This is a genomic window from Limibacillus sp., from assembly GCA_037379885.1.
GTDB lineage: Bacteria > Pseudomonadota > Alphaproteobacteria > Kiloniellales > CECT-8803 > JARRJC01.
The window spans coordinates 24,076-49,331 of record JARRJC010000003.1 but is presented as its reverse complement, the minus strand read 5'-3'; the positions used below and the strand labels follow the sequence as shown (position 1 = coordinate 49,331).

The 25,256-nt window shown below is 64.3% G+C and carries 22 protein-coding genes; 19 read left to right on the top strand and 3 right to left on the bottom strand.

The features are described from left to right. The first annotated feature begins 317 nt into the window (after nucleotides 1-317). From P8X75_01895 to lpxB, 19 genes are all read left to right on the top strand, one after another. Nucleotides 318-1,643, top strand: a complete 1,326-nt coding sequence (locus P8X75_01895) for a proline--tRNA ligase (GenBank protein ID MEJ1993952.1) — start codon at nucleotides 318-320, stop codon at nucleotides 1,641-1,643. A 47-nt stretch (nucleotides 1,644-1,690) separates the two neighbouring features. Continuing rightward, nucleotides 1,691-2,938 carry a lipoprotein-releasing ABC transporter permease subunit gene (locus P8X75_01890; GenBank protein MEJ1993951.1) on the top strand — a complete coding sequence of 416 codons (1,248 nt, stop codon included), beginning with the start codon at nucleotides 1,691-1,693 and terminating at the stop codon, nucleotides 2,936-2,938. Beyond that, on the top strand, nucleotides 2,931-3,611 hold the full coding sequence (locus tag P8X75_01885) for an ABC transporter ATP-binding protein (GenBank protein ID MEJ1993950.1): 681 nt from the start codon (nucleotides 2,931-2,933) through the stop codon (nucleotides 3,609-3,611). Before P8X75_01890 ends, P8X75_01885 begins: the two co-directional genes overlap by 8 nt. 15 nt (nucleotides 3,612-3,626) lie before the next feature. After that, the gene (gene dnaE / locus P8X75_01880) at nucleotides 3,627-7,100 is read left to right on the top strand and encodes a DNA polymerase III subunit alpha (GenBank protein MEJ1993949.1); all 3,474 of its coding nucleotides are present in this window, start codon (nucleotides 3,627-3,629) and stop codon (nucleotides 7,098-7,100) included. Between the two features lie 190 nt (nucleotides 7,101-7,290). Continuing rightward, complete coding sequence (gene rpsB, locus P8X75_01875; GenBank protein ID MEJ1993948.1) at nucleotides 7,291-8,229, top strand: 30S ribosomal protein S2; 939 nt, start codon at nucleotides 7,291-7,293, stop codon at nucleotides 8,227-8,229. Between the two features lie 54 nt (nucleotides 8,230-8,283). After that, nucleotides 8,284-9,210, top strand: coding sequence for a translation elongation factor Ts (gene tsf / locus P8X75_01870; GenBank protein MEJ1993947.1), 927 nt, complete (start codon nucleotides 8,284-8,286; stop codon nucleotides 9,208-9,210). 132 nt (nucleotides 9,211-9,342) lie between these two features. Beyond that, nucleotides 9,343-10,068: a UMP kinase gene (gene pyrH / locus P8X75_01865; GenBank protein ID MEJ1993946.1), complete on the top strand. Its 726-nt coding sequence runs from the start codon at nucleotides 9,343-9,345 to the stop codon at nucleotides 10,066-10,068. 14 nt (nucleotides 10,069-10,082) lie between these two features. Beyond that, nucleotides 10,083-10,640, top strand: coding sequence for a ribosome recycling factor (frr, locus tag P8X75_01860; GenBank protein ID MEJ1993945.1), 558 nt, complete (start codon nucleotides 10,083-10,085; stop codon nucleotides 10,638-10,640). 2 nt (nucleotides 10,641-10,642) lie between these two features. Further along, nucleotides 10,643-11,401 carry an isoprenyl transferase gene (locus P8X75_01855; GenBank protein ID MEJ1993944.1) on the top strand — a complete coding sequence of 253 codons (759 nt, stop codon included), beginning with the start codon at nucleotides 10,643-10,645 and terminating at the stop codon, nucleotides 11,399-11,401. Next, on the top strand, nucleotides 11,382-12,206 hold the full coding sequence (locus P8X75_01850; protein ID MEJ1993943.1) for a phosphatidate cytidylyltransferase: 825 nt from the start codon (nucleotides 11,382-11,384) through the stop codon (nucleotides 12,204-12,206). Before P8X75_01855 ends, P8X75_01850 begins: the two co-directional genes overlap by 20 nt. Continuing rightward, nucleotides 12,193-13,371, top strand: a complete 1,179-nt coding sequence (locus P8X75_01845; GenBank protein ID MEJ1993942.1) for a 1-deoxy-D-xylulose-5-phosphate reductoisomerase — start codon at nucleotides 12,193-12,195, stop codon at nucleotides 13,369-13,371. Before P8X75_01850 ends, P8X75_01845 begins: the two co-directional genes overlap by 14 nt. Nucleotides 13,372-13,493: 122 nt before the next feature. Continuing rightward, entirely contained in the window at nucleotides 13,494-14,624 is a 1,131-nt protein-coding gene (gene rseP / locus P8X75_01840) for an RIP metalloprotease RseP (protein ID MEJ1993941.1), read from the top strand. Nucleotides 14,625-14,771: 147 nt separating this feature from the next. Further along, nucleotides 14,772-16,988, top strand: a complete 2,217-nt coding sequence (bamA, locus tag P8X75_01835; protein ID MEJ1993940.1) for an outer membrane protein assembly factor BamA — start codon at nucleotides 14,772-14,774, stop codon at nucleotides 16,986-16,988. Further along, the gene (locus tag P8X75_01830) at nucleotides 16,942-17,637 is read left to right on the top strand and encodes an OmpH family outer membrane protein (GenBank protein ID MEJ1993939.1); all 696 of its coding nucleotides are present in this window, start codon (nucleotides 16,942-16,944) and stop codon (nucleotides 17,635-17,637) included. Before bamA ends, P8X75_01830 begins: the two co-directional genes overlap by 47 nt. Nucleotide 17,638: 1 nt before the next feature. Beyond that, complete coding sequence (gene lpxD / locus P8X75_01825) at nucleotides 17,639-18,649, top strand: UDP-3-O-(3-hydroxymyristoyl)glucosamine N-acyltransferase (GenBank protein MEJ1993938.1); 1,011 nt, start codon at nucleotides 17,639-17,641, stop codon at nucleotides 18,647-18,649. 18 nt (nucleotides 18,650-18,667) lie between these two features. Further along, entirely contained in the window at nucleotides 18,668-19,138 is a 471-nt protein-coding gene (gene fabZ, locus P8X75_01820) for a 3-hydroxyacyl-ACP dehydratase FabZ (GenBank protein ID MEJ1993937.1), read from the top strand. After that, nucleotides 19,138-19,932 carry an acyl-ACP--UDP-N-acetylglucosamine O-acyltransferase gene (gene lpxA, locus P8X75_01815; protein MEJ1993936.1) on the top strand — a complete coding sequence of 265 codons (795 nt, stop codon included), beginning with the start codon at nucleotides 19,138-19,140 and terminating at the stop codon, nucleotides 19,930-19,932. The genes fabZ and lpxA overlap by 1 nt, the downstream gene beginning before the upstream one ends. Then, a complete protein-coding gene (gene lpxI / locus P8X75_01810; protein MEJ1993935.1) occupies nucleotides 19,907-20,617 on the top strand; it encodes a UDP-2,3-diacylglucosamine diphosphatase LpxI in 711 nt (236 codons plus the stop codon). Before lpxA ends, lpxI begins: the two co-directional genes overlap by 26 nt. Before the next feature lie 114 nt (nucleotides 20,618-20,731). Beyond that, complete coding sequence (gene lpxB / locus P8X75_01805; protein MEJ1993934.1) at nucleotides 20,732-21,919, top strand: lipid-A-disaccharide synthase; 1,188 nt, start codon at nucleotides 20,732-20,734, stop codon at nucleotides 21,917-21,919. Here the strand turns inward: lpxB and P8X75_01800 are convergent. The 3 genes from P8X75_01800 to gltX all read right to left on the bottom strand — a co-directional run bounded on the left by P8X75_01800 (nucleotide 21,916) and on the right by gltX (nucleotide 25,121). Then, a complete protein-coding gene (locus tag P8X75_01800; GenBank protein ID MEJ1993933.1) occupies nucleotides 21,916-22,206 on the bottom strand; it encodes a DUF1330 domain-containing protein in 291 nt (96 codons plus the stop codon). The genes lpxB and P8X75_01800 overlap by 4 nt on opposite strands. Nucleotides 22,207-22,329: 123 nt before the next feature. Then, entirely contained in the window at nucleotides 22,330-23,622 is a 1,293-nt protein-coding gene (locus P8X75_01795) for a citrate synthase (GenBank protein ID MEJ1993932.1), read from the bottom strand. Nucleotides 23,623-23,708: 86 nt separating this feature from the next. Further along, nucleotides 23,709-25,121, bottom strand: a complete 1,413-nt coding sequence (gene gltX, locus P8X75_01790; GenBank protein MEJ1993931.1) for a glutamate--tRNA ligase — start codon at nucleotides 25,119-25,121, stop codon at nucleotides 23,709-23,711. Between the last annotated feature and the right edge of the window lie 135 nt (nucleotides 25,122-25,256).

Sequence of the window (25,256 nt, the reverse complement as noted above, 5' to 3'; positions counted from 1 at the left end):
GAAACGGCAGGCTCATTGGCCTGCCGTTTTTATTTTTCCTCCCCAAACTCGGGCCGCGTTTATGTCCCGCGACTCAAGCCATGGTTCTTTTATTCTATAGGCTCCCGCGTGTCACGCAATTTATGCGAATTATTGAGGCTTGCGGCTTTCTGGAGATGATCGTTCCTGGCGAAAGCGAGCGCGGCCCTTGAAGGAGTATCCCCGACCCGCAGATAAGCCGCTGACGGGTTTTCACCGTGGACACCCCGCCGGGCAAGTCCTACATTCCCGGCGTCTTCTCCAGTAGAGTCCCAGACAGGATCAAGAGCAGGATCGCCATGCGTCTCTCCCGCTATTTCCTCCCCACCATGAAGGACACGCCCTCCGAGGCGCAGATCGTCTCGCATCGCTTGATGCTGCGCGCGGGCATGGTCCGCCAGGCGAGCGCCGGGATCTATTCCTGGCTGCCCATGGGCTACAAGGTCCTGAAGAAGATCGAGCAGATCGTGCGCGAGGAAGAGAATCGCATGGGCTGTCAGGAGGTCCTGATGCCGACCATCCAGTCGGCCGACCTCTGGAAGAAATCGGGGCGCTACGACGCCTACGGGCCGGAGATGCTGCGCATCCGCGACCGGCACGAGCGTGACATGCTCTACGGCCCCACCAACGAAGAACTGATCACCGATATCTTTGCCTCGGAGGTGCGCAGCTACAAGGCGCTGCCCAAGCTGCTCTATCACATCCAGTGGAAGTTCCGGGACGAGGTCAGGCCGCGCTTCGGCGTCATGCGCGGGCGCGAGTTCCTGATGAAGGACGCCTACAGCTTCGATCTGAATTATGAAAAAGCTGTAGAGTCTTATAATAACTACTTCGTCTGTTACCTGAGGACTTTCGCCCGTCTCGGACTGAAAGCCATTCCCATGGAGGCCGACACCGGCCCCATCGGCGGCAATCTCAGCCACGAGTTCATCATCCTGGCCGATACCGGCGAGTCGGAGGTCTTCTGTCATCAGGACTTCGTGGACGTGGACGTGGCCAACCTGGAGGTGGACTACGAGGATGCGGCGGCGGTGAAGAAGCTGGTCGACTACTACACCAGCCTCTATGCGCGCACCGACGAGAAGCACGACCCCGCGGCCTTCGAGGCCGAGGTGCCCGAGGGCAAGCGCGTTCAGCGGCGCGGCATCGAGGTCGGTCACATCTTCTATTTCGGCACCAAGTATTCCGAGCCCCTGGGCGCGACCGTCACCGGCCCCGACGGGACGGAGTCCGCGGTCCACATGGGATCCTATGGGATTGGCGTCTCGCGGTTGGTCGGCGGCATCATCGAGGCCAGCCACGACGAGAACGGCATCATCTGGCCGGAGTCCGTCGCCCCCTACAAGGTCGGTTTGATCAACCTGCGCCCCACGGACGACGCCTGCGCCAAGGCCTGTGACGAGGTCTACGCAAAGCTGGAATCGGCCGGCGTGGAGACGCTCTACGACGACCGGGACGAGCGTCCGGGCGCGAAGTTCGCGGACATGGACCTTATCGGGCTGCCCTGGCAACTGGTGATCGGTCCGCGCGGCCTTGAAAAAGGCGTAGTTGAGTTGAAGTCTCGGGCGACGGGCGAAAAGGAGGAACTCTCCTTGGAGTCCGCCCTCGCGCGCCTGACCGCCTGAGTCACGCCCGCGTGAACCAGCGGCCTTAAACCAAGAGGGAGCGGCCTTTGTTCGGCGTCTTCGAGCGCATGGTGGCCTGGCGCTACCTGCGTCCCAGAAAGCAGGAAGGCTTCATCTCCGTGATCGCGGGCTTCTCGCTGCTCGGCATCTGCCTGGGCGTGGCGACGCTGATCATCGTCATGTCGGTGATGAACGGCTTCCGGCAGGAACTGCTGGGCCGGATCCTCGGCGTCAACGGCCACCTGACGGTCTATTCCGCGGCCGGCGCCATCGAGAACTATGACTCCCTGAACGTCACGCTCGAGAACATGACCGGCATCGTCCAGGCGACGCCCCAGGTCCGCGGGCAGGTCATGGTGACCGGCGCGCGGGGCGGCGCCACGGGCGCGCTGGTGCGCGGCGTCTCCAAGGAAGAGTTGCTGGCCCGCAGGATCATCGCCGACAACATCGCCTCCGGCTCGATCGAGGACATGGAGGCGCGGGACGGTCTTGTGGTGGGCGAGCGCCTCGCGACCTCTCTGGGCTTGCGCGTGGGCGATCCGATCAAGTTGGTCTCGCCGCAAGGCAACACCACCGTCATCGGCTCGGTCCCGCGCATCAAGACCTACCGGATCGCCGCCCTCTTCAACGTGGGCATGTACGAATACGACAGCGGTTTCATCTACATGCCGCTGGAGGCCGCCCAGGTCTTCTTCCGGACACCGGGGGCCGTGACCGCGATAGAGGTCTTCGTGGAGGACCCGGACAGCGTCTTCATCAACACAGCGGACATCCGGGACACTCTGGGATCCTCCTACCGGATTCAGGACTGGAAGCAGACCAACGCCAGCTTCTTCAACGCGCTTCAGGTCGAACGCAACGTCATGTTCCTGATCCTGACGCTCATCATCCTGGTGGCCGCCTTTAACATCATCTCCGGCCAGATCATGCTGGTGAAGGACAAGGGCCGCGACATCGCCATCCTGCGCACCATGGGGGCGACCCGCGCCATGATCCTGCGGGTGTTCCTCTTGAGCGGAGCCTCCATCGGCATCTTCGGCACGGTGACGGGCCTGCTTCTGGGCGTCGGCTTCGCCGCGAACATCAAGACCATCCAGGGCTGGGTGGAGGATCTGGTGGGCGCGAAGGTCTTCGATCCGGAGATCTATTTCCTGACCAACCTGCCTGCCGTGATCGACTGGACCGAGGTGACCTCGGTCGTCGCCATGGCGTTGTGCCTCTCCTTCCTGGCGACGATCTATCCGGCCTGGCGCGCCGCGCGCCTCGATCCGGTGGAGGCGCTTCGCTATGAGTGACGTGACGCTATCCATTCAGGGCCTGGTCAAGGTCTTCGAGCAGGGCGAGCGCCGCCTGGAGGTGCTGCGGGGCGCCGATCTCTCGGTGCGCGCAGGTGAGATGGTCGCGCTGGTCGGCCCTTCCGGCGCCGGCAAGTCCACCCTGCTGCAGATCTGCGGCCTCCTGGAGAAGCCGGACAGCGGCGCGCTCTCCATCGCGGGGGAGGACGCCTCCAAGCTCTCCGAGGTCAAGCGCACGGCGCTGCGCGGGCGCACGATCGGGTTCGTCTATCAATACCATCACCTGCTGCCCGAGTTCTCCGCGCTGGAGAACCTCGTGATCCCGCAACTCATCACCGGCACGCCGAAGGCCGAGGCGCGCGAGCGCGCCCAGTCCCTTCTGGCCGACGTGGGGCTGTCGGAGCGGGCGGGTCACCGCCCCGCGCGGCTTTCCGGCGGCGAGCAGCAGCGCGTGGCGATTGCGCGCGCTCTGGCGAACCGGCCGGCCTTGCTGCTGGCGGACGAGCCGACGGGCAATCTTGATCCGGCCACGGGCGACCGGGTCTTTGAGCTTCTGATCGGACTGGTGCGCGACAAGGGTCTGGCGGCCTTGATCGCGACGCACAACCCCAGTCTCGCCGATCGCATGGACCGCCGCCTTCGACTGGAAGATGGCCGAATCGTGGAGGGCTAGTAAGCTCTACCCATCATGACCAGCGCCGACTTCATCCATCTCCGGGTCCACTCCGCCTATTCGCTTTCCGAAGGCGCGATCAAGCTCAAGGACCTGATCAGGCTTTGCCAGGAAAACGCCATGCCCGCCGTTGGCGTGGCCGACAGCGGCAACCTCTTCGGGGCGCTGGAGTTCTCGCTCGCCGCCGCGCCCGCCGGCGTGCAGCCGATCATCGGCTGTCAGCTTCAGATCACCCGCGTGGACGCCGAACAGATGCCCGGGATGAAGCGGCCTGAGCCCGAGCCGCTGGTCCTGCTGGCCATGAACGAATCCGGCTACCGCAACCTCATGACCCTTTCCAGCCGCGCCTATCTGGAGACGGACTCCGGGGAGACTCCCCAGGTGACGCTGGAGACCCTGGAAGAGTTGAGCGCCGGGATCATCGCGCTTACCGGCGGGCCGAAGGGGGCGCTGGCGCGCCTGCTGCGCGACGGGCAGGGAAAGGCGGCGGAGGTTTACCTCAAGCGGCTGGCCAAGGCCTTCGAGGGGCGGCTCTACATCGAGCTTCAGCGCCATGAAGAGCCGGAAGAGGAGGCCTGCGAGGAGAAGCTCATCGAGCTGGCCTACGCCCAGGACATTCCTCTGGTCGCCACCAACGAGTGCTACTTTCCCACCGAAGGCGTCTACGAGGCCCATGACGCCTTGCTCTGCATCGCCAGCGGCTCCTATGTGAACCAGGAGGAGCGACGGCGCTTGAACCCGCACTACCGGTTCAAGTCGGCCGCCGAGATGCGTGCGCTCTTCGCCGACCTGCCCGAAGCGGTGGACAACACCCTGGTGATCGCCAAGCGCTGTTCCTACTACCCGCAGCGCATCGATCCCATCCTGCCGGCCTTCCCGACGGAGGAAGGGCGAACCGAGGCGCAGGAGCTGCGCGCCCAGGCCGAAGAAGGCCTCAAGGAGAGGCTGGAGACCCTGGTCTTCACCGAGGACACGCCGCCCGAAGAGCGCGCCAAGGTCGCGAAAACCTATGGCGAGCGCCTCGACTACGAGCTCAAGGTCATCGAACAGATGGGCTTTCCCGGCTACTTCCTGATCGTGGCGGACTTCATTCAGTGGGCGAAGCAGAACGATATTCCGGTGGGGCCCGGGCGCGGGTCGGGCGCGGGTTCTCTGGTCGCCTATGCGCTCACCATCACGGACCTGGATCCGCTGCGCTGGAACCTGCTGTTCGAGCGCTTCCTCAACCCCGAGCGCGTGTCCATGCCCGACTTCGACGTGGACTTCTGCCAGGATCGCCGCGACGAGGTGATCCGCTATGTGCAGAAGAAGTACGGCGCGGACACCGTGGCGCAGATCATCACCTTCGGGAAGTTGCAGGCCCGGGCGGTGCTCCGCGACGTGGGCCGCGTGCTGCAAATGCCCTACGGTCAGGTCGACCGGATCTGCAAGCTGGTCCCGAACAATCCCGCGCAGCCGGTCACGCTGAAGCAGGCGGTCGACGGCGAACCGCAGTTGCAGGTCTGGCGCGATGGCGATGAACAGGTCGCCAAGCTGATCGACATCGGCATGAAGCTGGAGGGGCTCTACCGCCATGCCTCGACCCACGCCGCCGGCGTGGTGATCGGCGACCGGCCCCTGACCGAGTTGACGCCGCTCTACCGCGATCCGCGTTCGGACATGCCGGTGACGCAGTTCAACATGAAGTACGTCGAACAGGCGGGTCTGGTGAAGTTCGACTTCCTGGGCTTGAAGACCCTGACGGTGCTGGCGCGCGCTTGCCAGCACCTGGAGGAGCGGGGGGTGGAGATCGACCTCTCGAAGATTCCGCTCGACGATCTGAGGACTTACGAAATGCTGGGCCGGGGCGACACGGTCGGCGTGTTCCAGCTTGAATCCTCGGGCATGCGCGATGTGCTGAAGCGCCTGAAGGCCGACCGCTTCGAGGACATCATCGCCGTGGTGGCCCTCTACCGTCCGGGCCCCATGGACAACATCCCGAGCTACATCCGCCGCAAGCACGGGGATGAAAAGCCCGACTACCTGCACGATTCCCTGGAGTGGATCCTGAAGGAGACCTTCGGGATCATGATCTATCAGGAGCAGGTCATGCAGATCGCGCAGGAGCTTGCCGGCTACTCGCTGGGCGATGCCGATCTGCTGCGCCGGGCCATGGGCAAGAAGATCCAGTCGGAGATGGATGCCCAGCGCGAACGCTTCGTCAAAGGCGCCTCGGAGAAGGGCGTCAATCCGGCGAAGGCGAGCGACATCTTCGATCTCGTGGCGAAGTTCGCGGGCTACGGCTTCAACAAGAGCCACGCGGCGGCCTATGCCCTGGTCGCCTATCAGACCGCCTATCTGAAGGCCAACCACCCAGTGGAGTTCATGGCGGCCTCCATGAGCTACGACATGAACAACACCGATAAGCTCGGGGTCTTCCGCCAGGAATTGCAGCGCCTCGGCGTGCCGCTGCTGCCGCCCGACGTCAACGCGTCGCGCCGCGACTTCGCGGTGGAGGACTACGAGAGCGGCGCGGGCGAGACTGGTAAAGCGATCCGCTACGCGCTGGCCGCGCTCAAGAACGTCGGCGGCAGTGCGATGGAAGGCCTCGCCGAGGAGCGCGACAAGGCCGGGCCCTTTGCTTCGCTGGGCGACTTCGCCTTGCGCCTGGACAGCCGTCTCATCAACAAGCGCACGGTCGAGAATTTGGCCTCCGCCGGGGCCTTCGACAGCCTGGAGCCGAACCGGCACAAGGTCTTCCGGGGGGCGGAGATGATCCTGCGCCACGCCGCCGCGGCCACCGAGGAGCGGAACTCCGATCAGGTGAACCTGTTCGGTGGGGAGCCCGCCGAAAGCCTGCTGAAGCTCCCGGAGGTCGAGGACTGGCCTGCCATGGAGCGTCTGGCCCAGGAGTTCTCCGCCATCGGCTCCTACCTCTCGGCGCACCCTCTCGATTCCTACAACCTTCAGCGCTTGAGGGTGATCTCCTCGGCCGACCTGGCGCGCGCGGCGCGGCTGGAGCCTGGCATGAAGCGTCTGGCCGGGATCGTCACGGCCAAGCGCGAGCTGAACAACAAGAAGGGCCAGCGCATGGCCTTCGTGCAGTTCTCCGACACCGCCGGGGTCTTCGAGGTGACGCTCTTTTCGGAACTGCTGAGCCAGGTGCGCGAACTTCTGGACTCCAAGCAGCCCCTGCTGATCACTGCCGCCGTCGAGTTCCGTGGCGAGGATGAGCTGCCCAGGATCACCGGCCAGTCCATTGAGCCCTTGGACAAGGCGATGGCAAACACGGCTGCCGGCTTGCGGGTCTATCTGCGCGATGAGAAGCCGCTGCCGACGCTGCGCGGCGTGCTTGCGCGCGAGGGCAGGGGGCGCAGCCCGGTCTCCCTGATCCTGAACTTCGACGACGGGCGGGAAGCGGAGTTCGAACTGCCCGACCGCTTCCAGTTGAGCGCCGAGGTGCGTCAGGCCATCAAGGCCATTCCCGGGGTCGAGGTCCAGGACCTTTAGCGGTCCCGGTCCGCAGCAAGCGCCGTCACCGAGATTTCCCTTGCAATAGTGCCGCCGATGGCTATTTTCCGGGCCATCACGCACGCGGAGTTGCGGCAGGCCGGGGAGACATCCCGTCCGTCGCTCCGGTGTCCGGGACGGTCCCGGATCATCCTCTCCGCGGAGGCATAACCGGAAAAGGAACTAAAAGATGGCTGTTCCCAGCTTCACCATGCGTCAGCTGCTCGAGGCCGGCGTTCACTTCGGACACACCACCCGCCGCTGGAACCCCAAGATGGAGCCCTTCATCTTCGGCGAGCGCAACGGCGTCCACATTCTCGATCTTTCCCAGACCGTTCCCATGCTGCAGCGCGCGCTGGAGTTCCTGCACGGCGTCGTCGCCGGCGGTGGCCGCGTGCTGTTCGTGGGCACCAAGCGTCAGGCCAGCGAGAAGGTCGCCGAGTCCGCCAGCCAGTGCGGCCAGTACTACGTGAACCACCGCTGGCTGGGCGGCATGCTGACCAACTGGAAGACCATTTCCAACTCCATCAAGCGCCTAAAGGACCTTGAGGCCAAGCTGTCCGAGGACAACGTCGGCCTGACCAAGAAGGAACTGCTGGTGATGAACCGCGAGCGCGACAAGCTGGAGCGCGCGCTGGGCGGCATCAAGGAGATGGGCGGTCTGCCCGACGCCATCGTCATCATCGACACCAACAAGGAGCACCTGGCGATCGAGGAGGCCAACCGCCTGGGCATCCCGGTGGTCGCCGTGCTCGACTCCAACTCCGATCCCGACGGCATCACCTATCCGATCCCCGGTAACGACGACGCCCTGCGGGCGATCGCCACTTACTGCGATCTGATGAGCCAGACGGTTCTGGACGGCATTCAGACCGAGCTTTCCGCCAGCGGCGTCGACGTCGGCGCGTCGGAGAAGGCTCCGGTGGAGCCGGCTGCTGCTGAGGTCGCTCCTGCGGAGGCTACCCCTGCTGAGGCGCCCAAGGCTGAGGAAGCCCCTGCCGAGGAGGCCAAGGCCGAGGAAGCTCCCGCCGCGGACGCTCCCGCCGAGGAGCCCAAGGCTGAAGAGGCTCCGGCAGAAGAGCCCGAGGTCGAGGAAGCCGCCGCTGAGGGCGATTCCAAGAAGGCTTAATTATCGTAGCTCTTTCATAGGGCTATCGAGCAATTCTGATAGATAGGATGAGAAATGGCTGAGATTACGGCTGCTCTTGTTAAGGAGCTCCGCGAGAAATCCGGCGCGGGCATGATGGACTGCAAGAAGGCGCTCACCGAATCCGGTGGCGACATCGAGGCGGCCATCGACTGGCTGCGCACCAAGGGCCTGGCGGCTGCCGCCAAGAAGGCGGGCCGCACGGCCGCTGAAGGTCTGGTCGGCGTTGCGTCCGAGGGCAATGCGGGCGCGGTGGTGGAGGTCAACTCCGAGACTGACTTCGTCGCCCGCAACGACCAGTTCCGTGGCTTCGTCTCCAACGTCGCCAAGCTGGCGCTTGAAGCCGATGGCGACATCGAAGCTCTGAAGGCCATGGCCTATCCGGGCGGAGAGGGCACGGTCGCAGACGAGTTGACCAAGATGATCGCCACGATTGGCGAGAACATGAGCCTGCGCCGCACGGCGGCCTTCTCGGTCTCCGACGGGGTGGTCGCGACCTACGTCCACAACCAGGAGATTCCGGGCCTCGGCAAGATCGGCGTGCTGGTCGCGCTGGAGTCGAGCGGTGATAAAGACGTCCTGCAGGCCTTCGGGCGTCAGGTCGCCATGCACATCGCGGCTACCAATCCGCAGTCGCTCGACGTCGACAGTCTCGACCAGTCCCTGCTGGACCGCGAGCGCGAAGTTCTGATGGAGCAGGCGCGCGCCTCCGGCAAGCCCGAGGAGATCATCGGCAAGATGGTCGAGGGCCGTCTGCGCAAGTACTACGAAGAGGTGGTGCTGCTGGAGCAGGTCTTCGTCATCGACGGCGAGACCAAGGTCGGCAAGGCGGTCGAGGCCGCGGGCCGCGAGGCCGGCGCGCCGGTGAAGCTCGTCGGCTTCTCCCGCATGCAGCTCGGCGAAGGCATCGAGCGCGAAGAGTCGGATTTTGCCGCGGAGGTCGCCGCACAGGCCGGACGCTGATCCGGGGCTGAAGCAAGCCGACATAAAACCATCGCACATCTTGTGTGAAGCAGCGCCGCCCCCTAAAAAGGGCGGCGCTTTCTTTTTCGCCGCGAGCGGCGTAAGCGATTCGAAGAGAGGGACGGGCAAGCGATGGACTCCGAGGCCAAGTACAAGCGCGTTTTGCTGAAGATCTCCGGCGAGGCCCTGATGGGCGGGCGCGACTATGGCCTGGACCCCGACACGGTGGAGCGCATCGCCCGTGAGGTGAAGGCGGTCTATGACCTTGGCGTGGAGGTTTGCCTTGTCATCGGCGGCGGCAATATCTTCCGCGGCCTCTCAGGCGCCGCTCAGGGGATGGAGCGGGCGACGGCGGACTACATGGGAATGATGGCGACGGTCATTAACTCGCTCGCCATGCAGAACGCGCTGGAGAAGGTGGGGCTTCCGACCCGCGTGCAGTCGGCCATACCCATGGCGGCGGTCGCCGAGCCTTACATCCGGCGCCGCGCGATGCGCCATCTTGAGAAGAAGCGCATCGTCATCTTCGCGGCGGGCACCGGCAACCCCTTCTTCACGACCGACACCGCCGCCGCTCTGCGGGCGTCTGAAATGAACTGCGAGCTTCTGTTGAAGGGCACAAAGGTCGACGGCGTCTACGACTCCGACCCTGCCAAGAACCCCGATGCGAAGCGCTATCAGAAGCTGAACTATCACCGCGTCCTGACCGAAGATCTGGGAGTCATGGACCACTCGGCGATTTCCTTGTCGCGCGAGAACGGCATCCCGATCCTCGTGTTCTCGATCAACACCCCCGGTGGTTTTGCGGAGGTGATTGCAGGGCGCGGGCAGTATACCATTGTAACGGACGAAGATTGAGGGAGGAGCGGCCCATGGCTGATCCCAATTTAAAAGACATCGAACAGCGCATGGACGGCGCGCTGGAAGCGGTGAAGCGCGAGTTCGCCGGCCTGCGTACCGGGCGGGCCTCGGCCGGTCTCTTGGAACCGGTCATGGTCGAGGCTTATGGAAGCTCCATGCCACTCAACGCGGTCGGCACGGTCAGCGTGCCCGAGCCGCGCATGATCACGGTTCAGGTCTGGGACCGGGGCCTCGTGGGGGCGACGGAAAAGGCGATTCGCGATTCCGGCCTGGGCCTCAACCCGGCCAGCGACGGTCAGTTGATCCGGGTGCCGATCCCCGCCTTGAACGAGGAACGGCGTCAGGAGTTGTCCCGCATCGCCAGCAAGTACGCCGAGCAGGGCCGGGTGGCGGTCCGCAATGTGCGCCGCGACGGCATGGACCGCCTGAAAAAGCTCGAAAAAGACGGCGAGATTTCACAAGACGAACACAAACGCCTGGCAGATCAGATACAGGAGTTGACCGACCAGCACATCAAGGCGGTCGATGAGACACTGGCCCACAAAGAAGCGGAGATCATGCAGGTCTGACCATGGCGGTCGTCGAGCCCAGCAGACAGAACCTGGAGCAGAGCGCGGACCAGCAGGGCGTCCCGCTGCATCTTGCCGTCATCATGGATGGCAACGGGCGTTGGGCGAAGGCGCGCGGTCTGCCGCGCACGGCGGGGCACAAGCGGGGCGCCGACGCCGCCCGCCGCCCCGTGACGGCGGCGACGAAGATGGGGCTCCGCTATCTCACCCTCTACAGCTTTTCTTCCGAGAACTGGAAGCGGCCGGTGGACGAGGTCAACGATCTCATGGGCCTGCTGCGCTGGTACCTCAAGAACGAGGTGCGCGAACTCCATAAGAACGGCATCCGCCTGCGGGTCGTTGGGGAGCGCAGCCGTCTCGACCAGGAAATCCTGGATCTGATCGAAGAGGGAGAGGGGCTGACCCGCTCCAACGCCCAGATGGACCTGATCATGGCGCTGTCCTACGGTTCGCGTCAGGAGATGGTCGCCGCCATGCAGGATATGGCCCGCGCCGTGGCCGAAGGCCGCCTCAGCCCCGAGGCGATCGACGAGCGCGCCTTCGAGCAGCGGCTCTGGACCAGTGACATTCCCGACCCCGACCTGATCTTGCGGACCAGCGGCGAGCAGCGGCTCAGCAACTTTCTGCTCTGGCAGTCCGCCTATAGCGAGCTGATGTTCGTGGATTGCCTCTGGCCCGATTTTGGAGAAGCTGAGTTGACGGCGGCGATCGAGGAGTTCCGCCGCCGCGACAGGCGCTACGGTGCAAGCGTCTCAGCCTGATAAATCCAGCAGCGGCCTCCTGCCGCGTGCCCTGGCGGCGCTGGTCATGGCGCCGCCCGTTCTGCTGGCGCTCTATTTCGGGTCGCCTTATCTCGATCTGCTCGTTTACGCGGGGCTGGCCATTCTTGCCGCCGAATGGGCGCTGCTCTGCGATCATCAGAAGAAGGGCGTGGTCCTGGCGGTGATCCTGGTGGGGACGCTGGCATCGCTCTTCGCGCTGCGCCAGCTCGGGACTGAGCCCGGGCTCGGCGTCCTGGCAGTCTCCGCGGCCTTGGTGACGCTGATCGGGCAGCGGGTCGGCGGCTCGCCCAGGCTGCTTTTCCTCGGGTCCGTATACTTGCCGATGGCCTGTTTTTCCTTTCTCTGGCTGCGCGGTCAGCCGGAAGGCCTGGCGCTCGCCTTCTGGGTCATGACGGCGGTGTGGGCGACCGATGTCGGCGCCTACGCGGCAGGGCGTGGCATAGGCGGGCCCAAGCTGCTGCCGAGCATCAGCCCGAAGAAGACCTGGGCCGGTCTGCTGGGCGGCATGGCGGCGTCTGGCACCGTGAGCCTGATCGCGGGGTTGCTGGTGGAGCCGTGGGACCCTTTGGCGCTGCTCGTCCTGGGCGCTCTGCTGGCGGTGGTTGCGCAAGCGGGCGATTTCCTTGAATCTGGCATCAAGCGCTATTTCGGGGTCAAGGACGCGAGCCATTTGATCCCGGGCCATGGAGGACTCTTGGATAGAGTGGACGGATTGCTGATGGCTTCACTGGGCGTGGCCGCTTTGGTCTACCTGCTTCGGGACGCGGGCCATGGCTGGCTCTGAGCCCCGGCGGATCACGGTGCTGGGCGCGACCGGGTCGGTCGGCGCCTCGACGCTGGATGTGGTGTCCCATCATCCCGACCTCTTCGACGTCGAAGCCCTGACGGCGAATGGCAACGCCACCCAACTCGCCGAGTTGGCCAAGCGCTTCGGCGCCAAGCTCGCCGTGGTGGCCGACCCTGCTCAGTACGCCACGCTGAAAGAGGCGCTTTCGGGCAGCGGCATCGAAGCGGCGGCCGGACCGGAAGCGCTCTGCGAGGCCGCCGGCCGGCCGGCCGAACTGGTCATGTCCGCCATTGTCGGGGCCGCCGGGCTGGCGCCGACCTTGAGCGCGGTGCGGCGCGGCGCCGCGGTGGCCTTGGCGAACAAGGAGTCCCTGGTCTGCGCGGGTCACCTGGTGACGCGGGAGGTCGCGCGCTGCGGCGCCACGCTGCTGCCCGTCGATTCCGAACACAACGCCATCTTCCAGGTCCTGGACGGCGAGCAGCGCGACAGCGTGGAGCGGATCATCCTGACGGCCTCGGGCGGTCCCTTCCTCTCGCTGGACCGCGCGGCCATGGCGGGAGTGACGCCCCGGCAGGCCTGCGCGCACCCCAACTGGGACATGGGCGCGAAGATCTCGGTGGATTCGGCCACCATGATGAACAAGGGCTTGGAGCTGATCGAAGCGCATCATCTCTTCGGGCTGCCGGAAGACCGGATCGACATCCTGGTTCACCCCCAATCGGTGATCCATTCGCTGGTGGCCTACCGGGACGGCTCCGTCCTGGCGCAGATGGGCATGCCGGACATGCGCACGCCGATCGCCTACGCTCTCGGCTGGCCCAAGAGGATCGCAGCACCGGTCAAGCGGCTCGACCTTGCGGAGATCGCGCAGCTGAATTTTTTCGCGCCCGACGCCGAGCGTTTCCCGGCGCTGCGTCTGGCCCGCGAGGCCTTGAAGGCGGGCGGGGCCGCGCCGGCGATCCTGAACGCGGCCAACGAGATCGCGGTGGAGGCCTTCCTGGCCGGGCGGATCGGCTATCTTGAGATCGCCGCCCTGGTGGAGGATTGCCTGGAGCAAAGCCGCGAGGACACGCCGGAGAGCATCGAAGAGGTGATCGCCTTGGACGGGCGCACGAGGGAGATGGCGAGAGCCTCCTTGCCGAAGCTGGCCGCCTCCTCTTAATCTCTCATGGCGCACGCCCGCAGACGCACTATCTATTGCTCTAGGGTCCTCGGCTGGCATACACCCAGCGGGGATTGAGGCCTGAGCAACACGACCGTACAGAAAAGCGAGTTACTGCCGGTATGTTTGAAATTTTCTCGGGGATACAGAACTTCGTCATCCCCTTCCTGATCATCCTGTCGATCCTGGTGTTCGTGCACGAGATGGGTCACTACCTCGTGGCGCGCTGGAACGGCGTGAAGGTCGAGGTCTTCTCCATCGGCTTCGGCAAGGAGATCTTCGGCTGGAACGACAAGGCCGGGACGCGCTGGAAGGTCTCGCTGCTGCCGCTCGGCGGTTATGTGAAGATGTTCGGCGACTCTGACGCCGCCAGCACGCCGGATGGCAGCCTTCGCGACATGACGCCCGAGGAGAAGGAGGTATCCTTCCATCACAAGCGTTTGGGGCAGCGAACCGCCGTGGTGGCGGCGGGCCCCATCGCCAACTTCCTGCTCGCGATCGTCATGCTGGCCGGGCTGTTCGTCTTCAACGGCCAGCCCTATACGCCGCCCGTCATTGGGGATGTGAAGCCGGACAGCCCGGCGCTGGCGGCGGGTTTCGAGCCTGACGACCGCATCATCGCCGTTGATGGCCAAGCCGTTGAGCGTTTCGAGGACCTGCAGAGGATCGTTGCGCTCACCACGCCCGGCGAAACGCTGGATTTCACGGTCTTGCGGGCGGGGCAGGAGATCGTCCTGCCAACCGAGATCGGCTCCGACAAGATCGAAGACCGCATGGGCAACAGCAGCACGCGGGGATACCTGGGTGTTGGGCGCAGTGGGGTCGAGTATCGCGAGGTCGGACCCGCGACCGCGGTGCTGGCGGCTTTCACCGAAACCTGGAACCTCTCCATCGGCACGCTGAAAGCCGTCGGACAGATCATTACCGGGGACCGCAGCGCCGAGGAACTGGGCGGCCCGATCAGGATTGCTCAGATGTCAGGGCAGGCCGTGGACCTGGGCATCGGTACCGCGATTTGGTTCGCCGCCGTGCTCTCGATCAATCTCGGGCTGATCAACCTCTTCCCGATCCCGATGCTGGATGGCGGGCACCTGCTTTTCTATGCCTTTGAAGCGGTCCGCGGGAAGCCTCTGGGCGAGCGGGCCCAAGAATATGGTTTCCGCATTGGATTGGCTCTGGTACTAGGTCTTATGCTCTTCGTAACCTGGAACGACATCTCCAATCTGCCGGTCTGGAACTACTTCTCGGGCTGAGGCGGCGGGTTCGGTGAGGCCGGAGACCTCGGCTACCGCGTCCGATGAGGGGAAAAAGGGGGGAACGTGTCGTCTATCCGCCGTATCGCTGGGATTCTCTCTGCGGCGCTGCTTGTATTGGCGGCTCTGGAGGTCGCGACTCCGCGGGTGGAAGCACAGACCTTGCTGGACGGCGGGACGATCGAGGAGATCCGGATCGAGGGAAGCCTTCGAATCGACCCCCAAACCGTGCGGACCTACATGACGGTCTCGCCGGGTGACCAGTTCGACCCCGTCACCTTGAACGAAACGCTGAAGCGCCTCTTCGATACCGGCTTTTTCGAGGACGTCACCCTGCGGCGCGATGTCGACACGCTGATCGTCGTGGTCTCCGAACACCCGACCATCAACCGCATCGCCTATGAGGGCAACCTGCGCATCGATGACGAGACGGTGCGCTCCGAGACCGAGCTGCGGCCCGCGCGCGTCTTCACCCGGGCGAAGGCCCTGAGCGACGCCGAGCGGATCCGCGAGTTGTACCGGCGGCAGGGTCGTTTTGGCGCCGTTGTGGAACCGAAGATCATCCGCCAGCCGCAGAACCGCGTCGATCTGGTCTTTGAGATCGACGAAGGCCCCTTGACCACCATCTCGGCGATCAACTTCGTCGGCAACCGGGCCTTCTCCGATGGCGAGTTGGAGGACGTGGTTATCTCTCAGGAGTACAGCTCCTGGAACTTCCTCGCCACCACCGACAGCTACGATCCGGACCGCTTGCAGTTCGACGAACAGCTTCTGACCGACTTCTACCGGAGCGAAGGCTACGCCGACTTCCAGGTGCTCAACACCACGGCGGAACTGACGCCCGAGCGCGACAGCTTCATCATCACCTTCGTGGTGGAGGAGGGCGCGCGCTACGTCTTCGGTGCGATCGACATCGAGAGCAGCCTGCGCGGCCTGGATGTCGAGAGCGTGCGCGACCTGATCGTTACCGAGGAAGGCGACTGGTACGATGCCTCGCAGGTCGATGAGACAGTGGAGAACCTGACAGAAGCCGTCGGCAACCAGGGCTACGCCTTCGTCGATATCGCGCCGCGCGTCGACAAGAACTCGGTCGACTACATCATCGGGCTCACCTACGTCATCAACGAGGGGCCGAAGGTCTTCGTCGAGCGCATCAACATCATCGGTAACGACCGGACGCGGGACGAAGTGATCCGGCGCGAGTTCCTTCTGGCCGAGGGCGACGCCTTCAATTCCACCAAGATCAGGCGCTCGCGCGACCGTATCCAGAGATTGGGTTTCTTCAGCGATGTGTCGCTGGACACCGAGGTCGGTACGGCAGCCGACCGGAGCGTGGTGACGATCGAGGTCGAGGAGCAGTCGACCGGCGAGCTCAGTTTCGGCGCAGGTTTCTCGTCCTCAGTCGGCCCCTTGGGCTCGATCACGCTGCGAGAGCGCAACCTCTTGGGCCGGGGACAGGACGCGCAGGTGTCCTTCACCATCGCGGGTGAACGATCCGAAGTCGACCTGAGCTTTACCGAGCCCTATTTCCTGGATCGCAACCTTGCCGCCGGTTTCGATCTCTTCCGCGTAGCCCAGGATTTGACCGATACTTCCTCCTTCGAGCAGATCGATACCGGCGGGTCTCTGCGCGCGGGCTACCAACTCTCGCCCAACACCCGTCAGCTCTGGCGCTATACCCTGAAACAGCAGGAGATCACCGACGTTCAGGCTGGCGCGTCCCAGGCTGTTGTCCTGGAGCAGGGAACGCGCCTCCAATCGTCTCTCCAGCACACCATCTCGACGCAGGATCTTGATGCCAGCCTTAATCCCACCGAGGGCTACCGGTTGGCGTTCATCACCGAGCTGGCGGGCTTGGGGGGCGATGTCCGCTTCATCAAGAACACTGTTGAGGCCGACTACTACTACCCAGTCGCCAACCAATGGACGCTCCATGTCGGCGGCGACGTCGGGAACATCTTCGGTATTGGGCAGGATACGACGCTGAGCGACCGCTTCTTCGTCGGCGGCGGCCTCTTCCGGGGCTTTGAGAGCGGCGGCGGCATCGGCCCCCGGGACTCGGCGACCGGCGACTCGCTCGGCGGCGAGAACTTCGCGGTGGGTACCGTGGAGCTGCTGTTCCCGCTTGGACTGCCGGAGGAGCTGGGGCTGTCGGGCCGGGTCTTCACGGATTTCGGTTCGGTCTGGGGGCATCCCTACAACTTCGCAGTTGATGACGACCCCAGCCTTCGAGCGACGGCCGGCGTTGGTTTTTCCTGGAATTCGCCCTTTGGGCCCTTGGTCATCGATTTTGGTATTCCGGTGATCAAGGAAGACTATGATCAGGACGAACTTCTGTATTTCAGTCTCGGCACGCGGTTCTAATAAGATCATGAGCTATTCGAGTGTCCGCCGTGGCCTTCTGGGCGCGGTTCTCCTGAGCATTGGGCTGTTGCTGCCCAGCTTCCAGAGTTGGGCGCAGGAAAGCGTCGGCGACGCCATCATGGTCGTCGACGCGCAACGGATCATCCGCGAATCGGACGCTGTAAAACTGATGCAGAGGGCGATTGATCAACGTCGTCAGGTGCTCCAGCAGGAGTTGGTCAAGCAACAAGAGGAACTGAGAGCTGAAGAGCAGTCCTTGATCCAGCGCCGTGAAAGCCTGAGCGCCGAAGCCTTCGCGCAGGAGCGCCGCAGCTTCCAGCAGAAGATCGCCGAGCTTCAGCGTCAGGTCCAGAACCAGCGCTCCACGCTCGACCGCCTCTATGCGTCGGGTTTTAGCGCGGTGCAGGAAGCCTTGGAGCGCGTGGTGGCGTCTATTGCAAAGGAGAGGGGCGCGGCAATAGTCGTAACCAAGAGCTCCGTGATCTACAATCAGCCTCAACTGGACGCCACGGAAGAAACCCTTGAGCGCTTGAACGCGGCCTTCCCCGAGGTCAGTCTGCCCTTTGATACGCTGAATGCACCGCTTGTAGGGCCCGAGGAAGGTGCGGTAGACGACAGCAACCCTGACGGCGGCGCATCGGGAGGATGACATGGCTGATCCGAGGTTCTTTGAGCGCAAAGGACCGTTTGCTCTCTCCGAGCTTGCGGACCTGGCAGAGGCGGAGATTGCCGGGAACGCGGATGCTGTCGACGAGCTGCGCGACGTTGCCCCCTTGGACAAAGCGGGCGAAGGCGACATCACCTTCCTCGACAACAAGAAGTATCTGCCTCAGTTGAAGGACTCGAAGGCGAGCGCGTGCATCCTGGCCCCGGATCAAGCGGCGAACGCGCCGCCGGACATGGCGCTGCTGGTCACGGCGAAACCCTACCGTGGCTATGCCCGGGTCGCCGCCGCCTTCTATCCCGAAGCGCCGGGAGACCCGGGCATTCACGAGTCCGCGTCGGTTCATCCCGCCGCGCATCTCGGCGAAGGTGTCTCGGTCGGTCCCTTCACTATCGTCGAGGAAGGTGCCGAGATCGGCGCAGGGACGCGCATCGGCGCTCAGGTGCATATCGGGCGGAACGTCATTCTTGGGGAGGACTGCCGGGTGCATCCCCAGGTGACCCTGTCTTTTTGCGAGATCGGAAACCGGGTCACGCTGCACAGCGGTTGTAGGATAGGTCAGCGCGGGTTTGGCTTCGCCATGGATGCCGCAGGCCACGAGGATGTGCCCCAGTTGGGCCGAGTGATCATCGGCGATGGATGCGAGTTGGGGGCGAATGTTACCGTGGACCGTGGGGCTGCCCCCGATACGGTAATAGGGCCGGGTTGTAAGATTGATAATTTAGTGCAGATCGGGCACAACGTTCGCCTCGGCAGAGGCTGTGTCATCGTTTCCCAGGCGGGGGTCGCGGGAAGCTCGAAACTCGGCAACTTCGTCACCCTGGCGGCGCAATCGGGCATTGCTGGACATTTGACGATCGGGGATGGTGCGATGGTTGCGGCCAAATCGGGAGTGATGCGGGATCTGGCGGCGGGCGAGAAGGTTGCTGGCGCGCCGGCGATGCCGATAAAGGATTTCTTCAAGTTGGTCGCCAAGTGGCGGCGCTTGGTGGATTGATAGCTGGGACCGAACGCTATGGCGAGAGAACTCAAGAGCCGCGCGGAAAAGGGCACTATCGATATTCTGGGTATCATGGAGATGATCCCTCATCGATACCCTTTCCTGCTCATCGACCGTGTCGTTGACCTCGTACCGAATGAATCAGCGGTTGGCGTCAAGAACGTCTCGATAAACGAACCCTTCTTCCAGGGCCATTTTCCGCGCCAGCCGGTCATGCCCGGGGTGCTGCTGATCGAGGCGATGGCGCAGACCGCCGCCGTTCTCGTGGTGGAAACGCTGGAAGGTGCGGCCGCGGGCAAGCTCGTCTACTTCATGACGGTGGACGGCGCGCGCTTCCGGCGGCCCGTCACGCCGGGCGATCAGGTTCATATCCATGTCGTGAAACTCAAGAACAGGCGCAACGTCTGGCGCTTCAGGGGTGAGGCCAAGGTTGGTGAGCAGCTGATGGCCGAGGCTGAGTTCTCCGCGATGATCATGGAAGACTGATGGCCGAGGTACATCCAAACGCCCTGGTCGAGGAAGGCGCGCGCCTGGGCGCAGGCGTCAAGGTGGGTCCCTTTTGCGTGGTGGGTGCGCAGGTAGAACTCGGCGACGGTGTGGAACTGGTCAGCCATGTCAGTGTCGTTGGCCACACCTCCATCGGCGAGGGCTCGCGGGTCTTTCCCTTCGCATCCCTCGGACACCAGCCTCAAGACCTGAAGTTCTCAGGCGAGGAGTCGCGGCTGGAGATCGGCCGCAACTGCATGATCCGCGAGCATGTCACCATGAACCCGGGAACCAAGGGCGGGGGCATGCTGACCAAGGTCGGCGATAACTGCCTCTTCATGGTGGGGGTGCATATCGCTCACGACTGCCAAGTGGGCAACAACGTCATCCTCGCGAACAACGCGATCATCGCCGGTCATGTGACCATCGGCGATCGCTCGGTGATCGGCGGCCATTCGGCGGTCCTGCAGTTCGTGCGCATCGGCAAGGGCGCAATGATCGGCGGCATGTCTGGCGTTGAGCAGGACGTGCTGCCCTACAGCCTCGTGCATGGCGACCGCGCCAGCATGGCGGGAATCAATATCGTCGGCCTGAAGCGGGCGAGCTTTCCGCTGGAGCAGATACGCCAACTCCGCGAGTCTGTCGCCACCCTGTTCGACGACAGGGACGCCGGCACCCTGGCGGCGCGGGCGGAAGCTCTGCGCGCGGAACTGCCGGACAATCCCATGATCGATGAGATGGTCGGCTTCATCTTGCAGCAGTCGCGCCATGGCATCTGCCAGCCAAAATCCTGAAGCCCGCAAGCTCGCTATCCTTGCCGGCGGCGGAAGCCTTCCCCGGCGCGTCGCCCTGCGCGCCCGCTCTCTCGGGCGGGAGGTCTTCTTGGTCTGCTTCAAGGGTCAGACCGAAAAGGAGACCTGTAGGGACCTGCCGCATTTCTGGACCCGGCTTGGGGCGGTTGGAGAGATCCTGGAGCGCCTCCATCAAGAGGAGGTGAAGGACATCGTTCTCGCCGGTCCGATCAAGCGTCCGGGCATTACATCGCTTCTACCCGACCGCAGGGCGCGCGAGGGGCTCGCCAGAGCGGGCAAGGCGGCTCTGGGCGACGACGGCATCCTGACCGCCATCATCCGCGAACTGGAAGAGCGCGAGGGATTCGGCGTGGTCGGTATCGAGGAGATCATGACCGACATGGCCGCGCGTTCGGGTCTCTACGGCTCCGTCGAGCCGGACGCCCAGGCGCGCCAGGATATTGAGCGGGGCGCGGAAGTCGCGAAGGCCCTCGGCGCCTTGGATGTCGGACAGTCGGTTGTCGTGCAACAGGGTTTGGTGCTGGGCGTGGAAGCCATTGAAGGCACGGACAAGCTCCTGGCGCGGGTCAAGGACCTCCAGCGCGATTGTGAAGCTCGCAAAGCCGCAACAGGAAAAGCGCGCAGACCTGCCGACCATCGGACCGAGGACCATCAAGGAGGCGGCTGACGCCGGGCTTCGCGGCATAGCCTTTGAAGAAGGGGGCGCCCTCATCGTTGATGAAGAGGAGTGCTGTCGTCTGGCGGACCGTCAGGGGCTCTTTCTCCTCGGATTGCCCCGGCCATGAGCGGGGAGCGGTCGGGCGACCTGCACGTCTTCCTGGTCGCCGGTGAGCCGTCGGGCGATCAGCTCGGTGCGCGCTTGATGGCGGCGCTCAAGAGCGAGACGGACGGCAAGGTGCGCTTCTCCGGCATTGGCGGCCCCTATATGGAAGCCGAGGGCATGGAGAGCATGATCCCCATGGGTGAGCTCGCGGTCATGGGGATCGTCGAAGTGCTGCCCCAGGCGCTCAACATACTTCGCCGTATGCGCCAGGTCGCCGCCGCCGCCTTGCGCCTTGAGCCGGATATCTATCTCTCCATCGACATGCCCGACTTCGGCTTGGGGGTCGCCAAGCGGCTGCGCGCGGCGGGCGTGACCTTCCCGCTGGTGCACTATGTCGCCCCACAGGTCTGGGCGTGGAAGGCCAAGCGCGCGGAGAAAATGGCGGCTTATCTCGATCACCTGCTGACGCTGATGCCCTTCGAGCCGCCCTATTTCGAAAAGCACGGTTTGGCGACCACCTTCGTCGGGCATCCGGTGGTGGAGCCCTTCAGGGACCCACCCGACCCGGAAGCCTTCATCTCCCGGCAGGGATTGACGCCGGGGGCGGAGACCCTCTGCCTGCTGCCCGGCAGCCGGAAGATGGAGGTGAACAGGCTGCTGCCCCTGTTCAGGGAGACAGTCGAACGCCTCGCCGAATCCCATCCGGACCTTCAATTGGTCGTGCCCACCGTGGCGACGGTCGCCGAGAGGGTCAGGCTGGACCTGGCGGGCTGGTCTGTTCCCTCCGCCGTGGTGGAAGGGCAGGCGAACAAGCACGAAGCCTTCGCCGCAAGCGACGTCGCGCTCGCCGCCTCGGGCACCGTCGCGGTCGAACTGGCGGCGGCGGGTGTGCCCTCGATCATCAGTTACCGTGTCAACGCTCTCTCGGCCGCCATCGCGCGCCGGGTGCTGAAGGTGCGGTTCGCCAGCCTCATCAACATCCTCTTGGATCGCGAGGTGCAGCCCGAATACCTCCAGGAGGCCGCAACGCCCGAGGCGCTCAGCCAGGCGCTTGCCGGGTTGCTGGAGAGCGAGGAGGCGCGGCAGGCCCAGCGCGAAGCCGTCCGTCCCGCCCTGGCGCTTCTGGGCGCCGAGGGGCCTGCGCCGAGTTTGCGCGCCGCACGCAAGGTCTTGGAGCTGGCCGGAAAGACCCCGGCGGCTGCCTAGCTACCTTCGAAGATCACCAGGGTGCAGTCGGCGTTGGCCTGCCGTATCGCGCGGACGGGGGCGTAGGCTTCCGAGTTCAGGAAGCTCTTGGCGGCCGCGGCGTCCGGAAACTCGATCAGGACCAGCCGGGTCGGGCTCCAGAGATCCGTCTCCACGGCTTCCATCGGACCGCCGCGCGCACGGTAGACGCCACCGAAACTCTCGGCGAGGGGCTTGGCCTGCGCCTTGTAGCGTTCATAGGCTTCCTCGTCCTTGATCTTCGTGTCCACCAGGATGAAGGCGCTCATCGCGGGTCTCCTCTCTTTTCTGCTCGCTCTCTTCCTTGATGGAAGCGGGGGAGGGGCGAAAGCGCAAAAGAAAAAAGCCCCGTGCGGGCTGCAACGGGGCTTTTCCTCGGACCTGGAGAGCGGTCAGCGTTTGTCGATCGGCACATAGGGCCGCTCAGTCGCGCCGGTGTAGAGCTGGCGCGGTCGGCTGATGCGCTGGCCCGGATCCTCGATCATCTCGTTCCACTGGGCGACCCAGCCGACCGTGCGGGCCAGCGCGAAGAGCACGGTGAACATGGAGGTCGGGAAGCCCATGGCCTTCAGGATGATGCCCGAATAGAAATCCACGTTGGGGAAGAGCTTCTTGTCGACGAAGTAGTCGTCTTCCAGCGCAACGCGCTCCAGCTCCATGGCCAGTTCGAGAAGCGGGTCGTCCACGCCGAGCTCCGCCAGGACCTCGTGACAGGATTTCTGCATAACTTTCGCGCGGGGATCGTAGTTCTTGTAGACCCGGTGGCCGAAGCCCATGAGGCGGAAGGGGTCGTCCTTGTCCTTGGCGCGGCGCACGAACTCGGGAATCCGGTCCTTGTGCCCGATCTGCTGAAGCATGTTGAGCACGGCCTCGTTGGCGCCGCCATGCGCCGGCCCCCAGAGAGAGGCGATGCCGGCGGCGATGCAGGCAAAGGGGTTCGCGCCCGAAGACCCGGCGATGCGGACGGTGGAGGTCGAGGCGTTCTGCTCATGGTCCGCATGCAGGATGAAGATGCGGTCCATGGCCCGCTCCAGGACCGGGTTGACCTTGTAGGGCTCGGCAGGCACGCCGAACATCATCTGGAGGAAGTTGCCCGCATAGCTGTGGTCGTTCAGCGGGTACATGAAGGGCTGGCCGACCGAATACTTGTAGGCCCAGGCGGCGATGGTCGGCATCTTCGCAATCAAGCGGTGGCTGGCCACCATGCGCTGGTGCGGATCGTTGATGTCGGTGGAATCGTGATAGAAGGCCGAAAGCGCACCGACCACACCGACCATGATCGCCATGGGATGGGCGTCGCGGCGGAAGCCGCGGTAGAGGTAGTTCAACTGCTCGTGCAGCATGGTGTGGTAGGTGATGGCCGTGCCGAAGGACTTCTTTTCTGCGGCGGTCGGCAACTCGCCGTGCAGCAGCAGGTAGCAGACCTCCATGAAGTCGCTGTTCTCCGCCAGCTCCTCGATGCGGTAGCCCCGGTGCATCAGGATGCCTTCATCGCCATCGATGTAGGTGATTTTGGACTCGCAGGAACCAGTCGAGGTAAAGCCGGGGTCATAGGTGAAATGACCGGTTTCGGCATAGAGCTTGCGCACGTCGATCACGCTCGGGCCGGTGGTGCCATCCATTACCGGCAGCTCGACGGTATCGCCGGTGACGTTGTCGGTCAGAGTCATCGTCTTGTTCGTCATCTTTCCCGGTCCTCGCAAACTGTTCGCTTATTTTTAATGCAGCGCAGCATAGTGGCTAAAGCCGCTGAGATCAATTGAACCGCTGCTTAATTCTCCAGCACTTTCATGGGGATATTTTGCAGGCGCGAAAGGCACTCCTCGCGCCCCAGAAGCACCATGACCTCGAAGATGCCCGGGGACATGTGGGACCCGGTGAGCGCGCCGCGCAGCGGCTGCGCCACTTGCCCCAACTTCAGCTCGTTGTCCTCCGCGTAGCTCCGCACGGCCGCCTCGCAGGCCTCCTCGCTCCATTCGGGAAGGGCCTCCAGGAAGGGCACCAGAGCGGCGATCACAGCGCGTCCCGCATCATCCAGGTTCTTCGCGGCCTTCGGCGTCAGGGCGGAGGGGGCTTTGAAGAAAAAAACAGCACTTTCCGCTATTTCTTTCAATGTCTTGGCGCGTTGCTTTAAACCATCCATTGCCTTGGTGAGCTTGTCGATCTCTTCCCCGGAAAGCGCCCGGCCCAGGAGGGACTCCAAACGGGCCGCGCAGTCGTAGGCGAGGCGCGCATCGTCGGCTTCGCGGAGGTAGTGGCCGTTCAGGTTGTCCAGCTTCTGGAAGTCGAAGCGGGCGGGCGAGCGCCCGACGGCGTCCAGGTCGAACCACTCGATGGCCTGTTCGGTGGAGATGATCTCCTCATCCCCGTGCCCCCAGCCAAGGCGAAGCAGGTAGTTGCGCATGGCTTCCGGCAGGTAGCCCATCTCCTCGTAGGTCTCGACGCCCAGCGCGCCATGGCGCTTGGACAGCTTCGCGCCGTCTGGGCCGTGGATCAGGGGAATGTGCGCGAACTCGGGCGGTTCCCAGCCGCAGGCGCGGTAGAGCTGGGTCTGCCGGAAGGCGTTGGTCAGGTGGTCGTCGCCCCGGATCGCGTGGGTGATCTCCATGTCATGGTCATCGACCACAACGGAGAGCATGTAGGTGGGCGAGCCGTCGGCGCGCAACAGCACCATGTCGTCCAACTGGGCGTTCTGAACCCGGACCTCGCCCTGAACCTGGTCCTGGATAACCGTTTCGCCCTCCTGCGGCGCTTTCAGCCGGATGACGGGCGGAACGCCTTCAGGGGCCTCTTTCGGGTCGCGGTCGCGCCAGCGGCCGTCGTAGCGCGTCGGCTTGCCCGCCGCGCGCTGTTCGGCCCGCATGGCCTCCAACTCGGCCTGGGTGGCGTAGCAGTAGTAGGCCTTGCCTTCGCTCAGCAGCGAGCGGGCCACCTCCGCGTGACGCTCTGCGCGGGTGGACTGGTAGACGACCTCGTCGTCCCAATCGAGACCGAGCCACTTGAGGCCGCGGATTATCGCCTCGATGGCTTCGGGCGTGGAGCGCTGGCGGTCGGTATCCTCGATGCGCAGGCGGAAGACGCCGCCGTGGTGCTTGGAGTAGAGCCAGTTGAAGAGCGCGGTGCGCGCGCCGCCGATGTGCAGATATCCGGTGGGTGAGGGGGCGAAACGGGTGACGGGTGCCATGCTTCCTACAGTGCTCTCGATTAGAAATTTTCGATGGAGTTCCGCCCTCAAGCAAGGGCGCGTGGCTTTTAGCACAGCCGCGGGCTTCCTGTCATATCCCAAGGCACCGCCAGCCCTCTGAGACAATCTGATACT